Origin of the sequence: Nonomuraea sp. NPDC049750, assembly GCF_040659625.1 — a bacterium.
In the GTDB taxonomy this organism is placed as follows: domain Bacteria; phylum Actinomycetota; class Actinomycetes; order Streptosporangiales; family Streptosporangiaceae; genus Nonomuraea.
The window spans coordinates 981976-991331 of record NZ_JBFANB010000001.1; the positions used below are offsets into that span (position 1 = coordinate 981976).

13 protein-coding genes and 1 tRNA gene are annotated in these 9356 nt (G+C 68.9%); 6 read left to right on the forward strand and 8 right to left on the reverse strand.

Annotated elements, in window-relative coordinates:
* The first annotated feature begins 170 nt into the window (after positions 1 to 170).
* Complete coding sequence (locus AB0J16_RS04830; RefSeq protein ID WP_358534661.1) at positions 171 to 989, forward strand: hypothetical protein; 819 nt, start codon at positions 171 to 173, stop codon at positions 987 to 989.
* 111 nt (positions 990 to 1100) lie between these two features.
* Here AB0J16_RS04830 and AB0J16_RS04835 read toward each other — a convergent pair whose 3' ends face one another.
* Complete coding sequence (locus AB0J16_RS04835) at positions 1101 to 1292, reverse strand: hypothetical protein (protein ID WP_358534663.1); 192 nt, start codon at positions 1290 to 1292, stop codon at positions 1101 to 1103.
* 42 nt (positions 1293 to 1334) lie between these two features.
* Between AB0J16_RS04835 and AB0J16_RS04840 the strand changes: the two genes are divergently transcribed.
* Positions 1335 to 1538 carry a hypothetical protein gene (locus tag AB0J16_RS04840; RefSeq protein ID WP_358534665.1) on the forward strand — a complete coding sequence of 68 codons (204 nt, stop codon included), beginning with the start codon at positions 1335 to 1337 and terminating at the stop codon, positions 1536 to 1538.
* Between the two features lie 99 nt (positions 1539 to 1637).
* Here AB0J16_RS04840 and AB0J16_RS04845 read toward each other — a convergent pair.
* Positions 1638 to 1727 (reverse strand) — tRNA-Ser (locus AB0J16_RS04845).
* A gap of 51 nt (positions 1728 to 1778) precedes the next feature.
* On the opposite strand from AB0J16_RS04845, the gene AB0J16_RS04850 reads away from it, so the two are divergent.
* Complete coding sequence (locus AB0J16_RS04850) at positions 1779 to 2108, forward strand: STAS domain-containing protein (RefSeq protein ID WP_358534667.1); 330 nt, start codon at positions 1779 to 1781, stop codon at positions 2106 to 2108.
* Here the strand turns inward: AB0J16_RS04850 and AB0J16_RS04855 are convergent.
* Genes AB0J16_RS04855 through AB0J16_RS04880 form a run of 6 tightly spaced genes read right to left on the reverse strand, consistent with a single transcriptional unit; the run spans position 2105 to position 6744 of the window.
* Entirely contained in the window at positions 2105 to 2950 is an 846-nt protein-coding gene (locus AB0J16_RS04855; protein ID WP_358534669.1) for an NUDIX domain-containing protein, read from the reverse strand. The genes AB0J16_RS04850 and AB0J16_RS04855 overlap by 4 nt on opposite strands.
* 26 nt (positions 2951 to 2976) lie before the next feature.
* On the reverse strand, positions 2977 to 3735 hold the full coding sequence (locus AB0J16_RS04860) for a M15 family metallopeptidase (protein ID WP_358534671.1): 759 nt from the start codon (positions 3733 to 3735) through the stop codon (positions 2977 to 2979).
* Between the two features lie 44 nt (positions 3736 to 3779).
* Complete coding sequence (locus tag AB0J16_RS04865) at positions 3780 to 4265, reverse strand: universal stress protein (protein WP_358534673.1); 486 nt, start codon at positions 4263 to 4265, stop codon at positions 3780 to 3782.
* Positions 4266 to 4280: 15 nt separating this feature from the next.
* Positions 4281 to 4520 (reverse strand): hypothetical protein, encoded by a 240-nt coding sequence (locus tag AB0J16_RS04870; RefSeq protein WP_358534675.1) that lies wholly within the window; start codon positions 4518 to 4520, stop codon positions 4281 to 4283.
* The gene (locus AB0J16_RS04875; RefSeq protein ID WP_358534677.1) at positions 4517 to 4942 is read right to left on the reverse strand and encodes a hypothetical protein; all 426 of its coding nucleotides are present in this window, start codon (positions 4940 to 4942) and stop codon (positions 4517 to 4519) included. The genes AB0J16_RS04870 and AB0J16_RS04875 overlap by 4 nt, the downstream gene beginning before the upstream one ends.
* A complete protein-coding gene (locus AB0J16_RS04880) occupies positions 4939 to 6744 on the reverse strand; it encodes an MDR family MFS transporter (RefSeq protein ID WP_358534679.1) in 1806 nt (601 codons plus the stop codon). The genes AB0J16_RS04875 and AB0J16_RS04880 overlap by 4 nt, the downstream gene beginning before the upstream one ends.
* 95 nt (positions 6745 to 6839) lie before the next feature.
* Here AB0J16_RS04880 and AB0J16_RS04885 point away from each other — a divergent pair, with 95 nt between their 5' ends.
* From AB0J16_RS04885 to AB0J16_RS04895, 3 genes are read left to right on the forward strand one after another with little or no spacing between them, the layout of a single operon-like run.
* Complete coding sequence (locus tag AB0J16_RS04885) at positions 6840 to 7412, forward strand: TetR family transcriptional regulator (protein ID WP_358534681.1); 573 nt, start codon at positions 6840 to 6842, stop codon at positions 7410 to 7412.
* 44 nt (positions 7413 to 7456) lie between these two features.
* Positions 7457 to 8242, forward strand: a complete 786-nt coding sequence (locus AB0J16_RS04890) for an SDR family oxidoreductase (RefSeq protein WP_358534683.1) — start codon at positions 7457 to 7459, stop codon at positions 8240 to 8242.
* 53 nt (positions 8243 to 8295) lie between these two features.
* Positions 8296 to 9249 carry a DUF3800 domain-containing protein gene (locus AB0J16_RS04895; protein ID WP_358534685.1) on the forward strand — a complete coding sequence of 318 codons (954 nt, stop codon included), beginning with the start codon at positions 8296 to 8298 and terminating at the stop codon, positions 9247 to 9249.
* Positions 9250 to 9356: the final 107 nt, after the last annotated feature.

Sequence of the window (9356 nt, forward strand, 5' to 3'; positions counted from 1 at the left end):
ACGGGCCTTGCGGCTGCGGGGGGTAGCCCATGGCACGACTCCAGGTAGACGACGGGAACAGTGTTTGACGCCTTGAGCATGCGCTCGGTTGACCACCACGCATGTCCGGATGCGGACAAGGCAGAGGCTCAGTCGAGTCGGGTCCGCCCATGTCTTGTGACGCGTACGTTGTGCGCCTGCACGAGGCGCTCCCACACCTGGCGCGCTTTGGCGTACCGGCCGCGGCCCGTCTCCTCGTAGCCGGTGGCGTTGTACCGGAGGATCAGGAACTCGCCACCCTGGCAGTCGCAGGTCGGTTCGCCTTTGAGACCCGAGACGACGAGGCCTCAAGGGCGTTGTATGCCGCGGCGACCGACGCGGCCAGTGGTCTCGGCGCACCGTGGCGCCGCGCAATCGTCCACATGAGTCACGCGCTCGTCACGCTGTACTCGATGCCCGACCTTGAGCTAGTGAAGGCACTCGTCGACGCGGCAGTTCGTCATGCCCGAGCCGGCGAGAGTGTGACGGTCCGAGCTCGCGCGCACGCCCTCCAGGCAGAGATCGCAGCCCGAGCCGGCAAGCAGAAATACGCGCAGACAGCGCTAGCGCTCGCGTGGTATGACATCGACAGCGACCGCCATGGAGACCCGTCGACGAGCTCGTTCTCGCCTGCCCACCTACGCGGGTTCGAGGGCGTCACGTCGCTGTTCATCGGAGACCCGTCCGAGGCGCACGACTACTTCGCTCGCTCGGCCGAGTCGCTCGTCGCCCCGCGCGAGCGGGTGCAGCGGGCCATCGTGTCGACCGATCAGGCCCTCGCCCGCATCCGCCTCGACGATCCGCGTTCGGCCGCCGCATTGCTGCATGAGTGCATCGATGCCGCCTCCGAAACGGGAGGTCGAGTCGCCGCGATCCGCCTGCGCCATGCGCGGCGCGAGCTGGGCCGATGGCGGCGCGAGGATTTCGTCGCTGACCTCGACGATCACTTTTTCGAGTCGCTGGGCGGGTAGGCGAGCTCTGAACGCCGTGTTCCCCCAAAGGTCGCGAAGCGTGTTAGACCTCCGGCCGTTGTGGCACTTCAGAAGCCGGGTGTTCGTCTCGGACTGTAGCGTTCCCATGACCTATTCGGCGGTGATGCCCACCAGGTCGGTCAGCGTGGTGATACGCCAGTCGGCTGCGGCGGCGACTGACTCGTCAGCTCCGTCACCAGGGTTGACCCCCGCGTCATCGCCGACGCCCCGCCTGGCGCCACGCTCGCCATAGCCGCTCTCACCGGGCTGCACCTGGAGACCGAGGAAGAGGGCGGGACCCACCGGGTATGGGTGGTCAACCCGGAGCGCGGTGATGAACGGGCGATGACGCTGTGGGAGCAGGGGCCTAAGACGTTTCCCGTCTTCCATATCGGCACCCGGCCAGTGTGGGACGAGGTGGTCGCCGCCTACTTCCGATGGGTGGACTGGGGAGAGCCGCGCCGCGACCGGTTCGGGCTGACGGTCACGGCGGAGGGGCAGCGGTTCTGGCTGGACAATCCGGGCTCCGCGCTGCGTGTGCCGAGCTGAACAAGACCTCATGCGAACGGTCCTGCCTGGTGCACCTGTACGTCTGGGCTGCCACAGCCGTACTCGGCGCTGCCCGCAAAGGGCAGAAGTCCTGAAACGTGGCGGAGGGTGTGGGATTCGAACCCACGAGGCCATCGCTGACCTGGCCGCTTTCAAGGCGGCTGCACTCGTCCACTATGCGAACCCTCCAGTGCGCACACCACCATAGCGGCTGCGGTGACACCGGTGTACGTTCGGGAGGTGGCGGATCTCAGCGTTGAGGTGGACCGGGCCGAGGGCAGCGCGCGCGTGCGCCTCGACGGTGATCTCGACAAGCTCACCGCCCCCCGGCTCAGGAAGGTCCTCACCGAGCTGATCGCGGCCGGTCATGTCTCGATCGTCATCGACACGAGCGCGCTGGCGTTCTGCGATTCCAGCGGCTTGTGGGTGCTGGTCGAGCACCAGCGCAAGGTCGGCGAGTGCGGGGGCTCGCTCGGGCTCACGGGCGTGCAGGGGGTGCTGCGCCGGGTGCTCGATGTGACCGGTCTGAAAGCCGCCTTCGACAGCGTCCACCCATCGGCGGCGTCCTAGTCGTCCAGCTGTGACAGCAGCCATTTGGGCCCCACCGTCCTGGCTCCCAGCCCGCTGACGCGCTCCTTGAGCCCCCTGTCCGCCGTCACCACGACCACCCTCTCCCACGGCCGCGCCCGCCGTACGACGTCCACGATCGCGTCGTCTCCGCTGTCCGTCGCCGCCACCACCTCGATGCCGGGCACGTCCGGCGCCGTCTTCGCGGCGCCCTCCACGACCGCCACGATCCGTGGGTACCACTGCGCGAGCACCGGATGCCGCAGCCGCAGCGTCGCCACCTCGGCCAGCAGTCGCGTGGCCGCGCCGAGCCGGTCCTTCCACCAGCCGTGCTCGGCTCGGGCGCCGACGATGTTCGCGACGTCGAGCACCAGCGTCTCGGGGGTGAGCTCCGGCTGGATCTTGTCCCACGTCTCGGCGAAGCCGGGGTGCAGCTTCCTGGCCTTGATCTCGGGCAGCGGTACCCAGCGCAGCTCGGTGCTCTCGTTGTTGGCGGGCGCCGCGGCCAGCAGCGCGGCCGACTCGGCGATCACGGTCTCGAACGTCCACCCGCCGTGATCGTCGAGGTAGACACCCTGCACGCGCAGCTCGTCGCCGGGTATGGACGCCTCTTCGTGCGCCTCGCGCAGCGCGCTCGTCACGGCGTCCTCGTGGCTGTCCCGCGCGCCTCCCGGCAGTCCCCAGGTGCCGCCGTGGTGGCTCCACCAGACCCGCTCCTGCATGAGCACGTACGGGACGCCGTGCTCGTCATGGTGTACGGCCAGGAGCCCCGAGGCCCCGTGCAGCCCCCAGTGCCGGTGCCCGCGGGCGCACTGGGTCCAACCGTCGCCGTCCTTAGCCGCCATGACTTGATTCTGTCAGGCCGATGCCCTCATCTGCCGTTACGGCTGAAGTGCTGGTAGTCCCTGGTGCCCGACCACTCGCCGCCCCAGCCCCAGCCCACCGAGGCGAAAGCCTTGACAACCCGGTCGCCCGAGTTGATCACACCTTCGCCCTTCGCGGGGCGCTTGGCGAACTTCTTGGCGTTCGGGTGGGCGGTGCTGCCGCTCGCGGTGACGTACGGGTTCTCGCGCGGGTTGATGTCGATCGCCTCGCCGAAGGCGTGGTTGGACCAGTTGCTGGACCCGGTGGCCGCGCGGCAGTTGAAGGCCGAGGTGTTGTCGGCGTCGATGGAGTCGTAGTCGTCGCCCTTGTAGACGTCGACGAGTCGCATCTGCTTGATCGGGTAGCGCATGGCGTACAGCTTCCCGAAGACCTTGACGACGTCGCCGGTGACCGTCTTGCGCACGACCAGCTCGCCGGTGTGCGCCTTGTCGTCGAAGCCCCAGTAGGTCATCGTGATCAGGCGCAGGTCCTGGTAGGAGACCGGGCAGCCGGGTTTCCACGAGTAGGGGAGCCGGGCGCGGGAGACCTTGGCGACCTTGGCGCTGAACCTGGGCGGCTCCGCGGGCTTGGGCGAGGCGGTCTTCGCCGTCGGGGTGGGCGTCGCGGGCACGGGCGGCTGGGTCTGAGCCCCGGCGGCCTGAGCGTCGGCCGGCGGCTGCTGGGGTCCCTCTTGTGAGGCGACCGGCGCCTGCCCACCGCACGAAACTGACGCGAACACCACAAAGGCAGCGGCAGTACGTTTCATGCGGCCACCTTACGCGACGCCCTAACAAGCGACGTCGTACGAGGTCAGGGCACGATCAGCACGGTACGCCGAGCCCGCTTGGCCAGCCCCACGGCCACCGAGCCGCCGAAGGTGTGCCACGTGGATCGGGACCGGCCCACCACGATGGCGTCGGCCATGCAGGAGGCGGCGAGCGTCTCCAGCTCCCGCGCGGTGTCACCGCGTACCGAGACGAACCGCCACGGAACCCCGACCCCGCTCAGCTCCGTCCGCAGATCCTCGGTCAGGTCTCCGGCCGAGTCGGGGATGATCGGCGCGCCCGCGAAGAACCACAGCGTGGCGCTGGTGAGGGTCTCCACGAACGCGATGAGCAGCGCGGCGTTGTCCCGCCGGGCGAGCCCGGCCGCGTACGCGAGCGCGTTGCGGCTCGGGCCCGATCCGTCGAAGCCGACCACCAGCAGCCCGGTGCCGTCCTTGCCGATCTCGAACTGCCCGCTGGGGAGCTTGCCTACCAGGGGCTCCCACCGGTCGTCTGTGCTCTCGCCGAACACGGCATGCCTCGCACGTCAGCCGTCGGCGACGTGCTTGCCGCGGCCGGCGAGCTCGCGCAGCGCGTCGGCCGCGTAGATCACGAGGGCGACGAACGAGAGGCCGGCCAGCCCGCCGCCGACCCACAGGTCGTTGACCGTCGCGTCGGCGTAGGCCGCGCCCCTGGGCTGGTAGCCCACCGCGAACGGTGCCGCGATCAGCCACACGCCGGCCAGGAACAGCAGGATGAGGGCGGAGACGCCCATTTTCGCCTTCATCGGTTGTCCTCCACTCCCACCAGGGCGGCCTTGCCGTTCTGGCGGTGTTCGCCGCCGCCGCGTCCGGCGGTGTTCAGGTCCTCACGCAGTGCCTCGACGAGTGGGGCGAGCAGGCTCGCCAGCTCCGCGGACGACGCCTGCGGCGCGGCCGCCACCGGCTCGGGCTCCGGCTCGGCCTGCTTCTGCCGTACGGCCACCAGGCCCCGCACGACGAGCTCCTCGTGAATGGCCGCGGCGAAGGCGGTCACGCCGATGAGCCCGACGACGGCGACGCCCAGGCCGGTGAAGAACTCGGATGTGGTCGGGTCGGTCCAGTCGGCGTTCTCCGGCTGGGTGCCGAGGGCGAACGGGGCGATCATCAGCCAGAGCCCGGCCATGAGGGCCAGGGCGGCCGCGACGGCGCCCACGAACTTGCGAATCATGCGGAAACTCCTCCTGTGACGAGGTCTTTCTGCGGCGGCGCGGCCTGCGCGATCAGAGCGCGTGAGGTGGGACGCAGCACGCTCTGCACGACCGATCTGGCGCGCTCCCGTTCTGTACGGTCATCGGGCGGCGCCATCCTGGCGACCGCGGACAGCAGGGCGGACGGCTGGTCGGTGGCTCGCTCGATCCGCTGGGCGATGAGCTCCAGCAGCAGCCCGGCCAGGACCAGGTCGTCCTTGCTGAGCGGCTTGGGCTCCGGCGCGGGGGCCGCGCCGCCTCTGAGCGGCAGCTCCTTGAGGAAGAGCGTCGCCACGAAGCCGAGCAGCGCGATCGGCACGCCGACGATGAAGACGGTCTCCAGGCCCCGGGTGAAGGCCTCGAGCACGATGTGCTTGATCGGTCCGGGCAGCGCCTGGATGGAGCTGGGGCTGCCCAGCTTGGGCGAGGAGCCGCCAGGCAGCGCGATGTGCGCGGCCCGCAGCATGTCGGCCATCTCGTTCTTGAGGCGGTTGGTGAGGATCGCGCCGAACGCGGCCACGCCCACGGCGCCGCCGAGTGAGCGGAAGAACGAGACACCCGCCGTGGTGGAGGCCATGTCACGCAGCTCGGAACCGTTCTGCGCGGCCAGGATGAGCATCTGCATCGACAGGCCGAGCCCGATACCCAGGACGCCCACGTCGAACCCGATGAGCCACTGGCTCGACTCCACATGCAGCCGCGACAGCAGGAACAGTCCCGCGGCCACGATCAGCAGGCCCGCCACCGGGAAGATCTTCCACCGGCCGGTCTGAGTGACGATCTTCCCGGAGATCACACCGGCCAGGAACAACGCCACCACCATGGGCAGCGTCATCAGCCCCGACTCGGTGGGGCTCAGCCCCTTGACGATCTGCAGATACTGCGGCAGGTAGATCATCGCGCCGAACATCGCCATGCCGACGAACAGCGAGGCGATGCTGGTGAGCACGAACGTCGGGTTCCTGAACAGCCTGGGCGGCAGGATCGGGTTGCGGGCCGTGCGCTCGGACAGCACCGCCAGGGCCAGCATGAGCAGGCTGAAAGCCCCCAAGGCGTAGGTCCAGAAGGAGTTCCACTCGAACTCCGTGCCGCCCAGCGTCAGCAGCAGCATCAACCCGCTCGCGCTGGCCGTGATGGTGGTGGCGCCCCAGATGTCGATGGAGGTGTTGCGCCGTACCTTGGGCAGCTTCAGCACCCGCTGGATCACCGCGAACGCGATCACCGCGAACGGGACGACCACGTAGAAGCACCACCGCCAGCCGAGCCAGTCGGTGTCCACGATGAACCCGCCGAGCAGCGGCCCGGCGACCGTGGAGATGCCGAAGACGGCCCCCATGTACCCCGAGTAGCGGCCGCGCTCCCTCGGCGACACGATGTCGCCGAGGATCACCTGAGCGAGGGCCGACAGACCGCCCACACCCAGACCTTGTATGGCGCGCGCCGCGATGAGCTGCCCGATGTTCTGCGACAGACCGGCCACGAGCGACGCCGCGACGAACAGTCCCAAGGCGCTCTGGAACAGCAGCTTCCGGCCCCAGAGGTCGGACAGCTTGCCCCACAACGGCGTGGAGACCGTCATCGTCAGCATGGTCGCCGACGCCACCCACGAATACTGGTCCTGGCCGCCGAGTTCTCCCACGATCGTCGGCAGTGCCGTGCCAACCACCGACGTCGAGATCATCGAGGTGAGCATGGCGAGCATGAGCCCGGACATGACCTCGAGAATTTCGCGGTGGGTGTAATGCCGCCTCGCGGGGGCCGCGGCCTGTGTCTGGGCTACCAAGACACCACATCCCCTTCTTACCGTTTTCTCCTCGGCGAGTATACGCCCGTTTACTAGCCGCGCGGCAAGTGGGGTCCGCTGAGTAGAGTTCGGGCATGGAAGCGCAGGTGACTGACGTCCGGCCGCGAGATCGCGCGGCCACCCGCCAGCGGCTGCTGGAGGCGGCGCGCATGCTGTTCGGCGAATACGGCTATGAGCAGGTGACGGTCCGCATGATCGCCTCGGCGGCGGACGCCAACATCGCCCTGGTGGGGCGCTATTTCGGCTCCAAGTCGGGCCTGTTCGGCGAGGTGCTGGCGGGCGAGCCGACGGTCCGCGCCGTGGTCGAGGGCGACCGGGCGGGCCTGCCCAGGCGACTGGCCGAGTACGCCGCCCAACGCATGAGCCACGACCCGGAGACCCCGATCCTGCGCTCGCTCGAACGATCGGCGGGCGACCCCGAGATCCAGGCCCTCGTGCGCGAGCGCCTGCACACCGTCGTTCTGGAGCCCATCGCGGCGCTCCTGGGCGGCCCGGACGCGCACGCGCGGGCCCGGATGGCGACGGCGGTTTTCCTGGGCATCGGCTCGGTCCGCCGCCTCATCGGTCCCGAGACGCCGTCACCCGCCGACGTCGACCGGCTCACAGCGGTGTTCGAACTCTGCCTGGGCCTGGAGACCCGTCCCTAGCGCTGGTATTGAAACAGGTTTCACTTTGATCATAGGGTCATGACATGATCCTGGACCGCTTCCGCGTCACCGGCCACGCCGCGATCGTCACCGGCGCCGGCCGGGGCATCGGCGCGGCGACCGCCATCGCACTCGCCCAGGCGGGCGCGGATGTCGCGATCTCCGCCCGTACGGAGGAGCAACTGCGCGCCGTCGCAGCTCAGATCGAGGAGGTGGGCAGACGGGCACTGATCGTGCCCGCCGACCTGAGCGTGCCGGGCGCCATGGAGGGGCTCGCGGAGCAGGCCGCCGACGCCTTCGGTCGGCTGGACGCGATCGTCAACAACGTGGGCGGGGCGATGCCCCGCGCCTTCCTCGACACCACCCGGAAACATCTTGAGAACGCGTTCCAGTTCAACGTCGGGCTCGCGCACGAGCTGACGCGGGCGGCCGTACCGCACCTGCTGAAGAACGGCGGCTCGGTGGTGAACATCTCCTCGGCCGTCGGCCGGACGGCGGGCCGGGGCTATCTGGCGTACGGCAGCGCCAAGGCGGCGCTCACGCACTACACGCGGCTGGCCGCGCGCGACCTGGCGCCCAAGGTGCGGGTCAACGCGGTCGCTGTCGGCGCGGTCGCCACCTCCGCCCTCGACATCGTCATGACCGACGAGAACCTGCGTACCCAGATGGAGCGGGCCACCCCGTTGAAGCGGATCGGCGAACCGGAGGACGTGGCGGCCACGGTGCTCTACCTGGTGTCCCCGGCCGGGCGCTACCTGACCGGAAAGGTGCTGGAGGTCGACGGAGGCATCGACCAGCCCAACCTCGACCTCGGGCTACCCGACCTCTGAAGCTGGTCCGAAATCCCGTTGAAGGCGCAATGGGCGATTTGAGAGACTTGACCGTGGCACAACCCTTCGAAATCGCCTGTGACGAGTCCGGCTCAGAAGGGGAGAAGCTCATTGGGGGAAATACCGCTGTATTCGCCCACGCGAGCGTACGACTGGATGTCGAATCGGCGGCGGACTGCATCCATGAAGTACGAAGCAGAGCCCCCTCTCCGACCACGGAATACAAGTCGGGCATCATCCGCCGTAAGAAACACCTGAACGCCCTCAAGTGGCTGCTCGGCCCATCAGCGCCGCTGCTCGGCAACGCTCACGTCTACCTGATCGACAAGACCTTCTTCGCGATTGGCAGGCTCGTCGACCTGCTCGCCGTACAGGATCGCGAAGCCATGGCCGACACCCTTTACCGAGAGGGCGGGCAGACGTTCGGCCCTGACAGGTGGAACGCCTTTCTGTACTCCTTCAACGACCTGATGCGCGCCAATAACGGCCGGGGCCCGAGAGCCTCCGTCGAAGCGGTATTCGCCATGGTCGACACCTTTCGCCGCGCCACCCCACGAAGCCGGGCCGGCGAAATAATGGACCTGCTCTGGGAGTCCCGATCCCAGGTGGACGCCTTCCGGGAGCGATCGCCCACGCTGAACCCGCTGTTCCCGGCCATCAGCCAGGCCATCGTCTACTGGAGCGAAACCGGAAGACCCGTCTCGGTCGTGCACGACCGGCAGACCCTCCTCACGCAGGCACGCATCGACGAGCTGGAGGAGGCGCATTCCGCGCAAGGCCGGCTGGCCGGCCTGCGGCTCGTCGACTCGCGCACGGACCCGCGGGTCCAGGTGGCCGACCTCCTCGCCGGAGCCGCGCGGAAGATCGCGGAAGACGAGCTCACCGGCGAAGGCGACGCGGAGGTCACGGCGTTGCTGCGACCGTACGTGGACGCGTTCTCCATCTGGGGAGACGACCGAAGCCGGGCTCTGCTCGCGCCGAGCGACCCGGTCCTGAGGCTCGGCTGACCGAGATCGCGGCGATCGACGACGTCGCCGCGCGGAACCATTTCGCGGCAAGGATCACGTGATCCAGGGGCAAAGGTCGCCCCGCACGGTTGTCAGGTCTGGCAGGG

Bases quoted from the DNA above. Each gene is read 5' to 3' on its own strand.
- AB0J16_RS04890 (WP_358534683.1), top strand. From the start codon at position 7,457: ATGATCCTGGACCGCTTCCGCGTCACCGGCCACGCCGCGATCGTCACC.
- AB0J16_RS04860 (WP_358534671.1), bottom strand. From the start codon at position 3,735: ATGAAACGTACTGCCGCTGCCTTTGTGGTGTTCGCGTCAGTTTCGTGC.
- AB0J16_RS04840 (WP_358534665.1), top strand. From the start codon at position 1,335: ATGACGCTGTGGGAGCAGGGGCCTAAGACGTTTCCCGTCTTCCATATC.
- AB0J16_RS04855 (WP_358534669.1), bottom strand. From the start codon at position 2,950: ATGGCGGCTAAGGACGGCGACGGTTGGACCCAGTGCGCCCGCGGGCAC.
- AB0J16_RS04875 (WP_358534677.1), bottom strand. From the start codon at position 4,942: ATGATTCGCAAGTTCGTGGGCGCCGTCGCGGCCGCCCTGGCCCTCATG.
- AB0J16_RS04870 (WP_358534675.1), bottom strand. From the start codon at position 4,520: ATGAAGGCGAAAATGGGCGTCTCCGCCCTCATCCTGCTGTTCCTGGCC.
- AB0J16_RS04885 (WP_358534681.1), top strand. From the start codon at position 6,840: ATGGAAGCGCAGGTGACTGACGTCCGGCCGCGAGATCGCGCGGCCACC.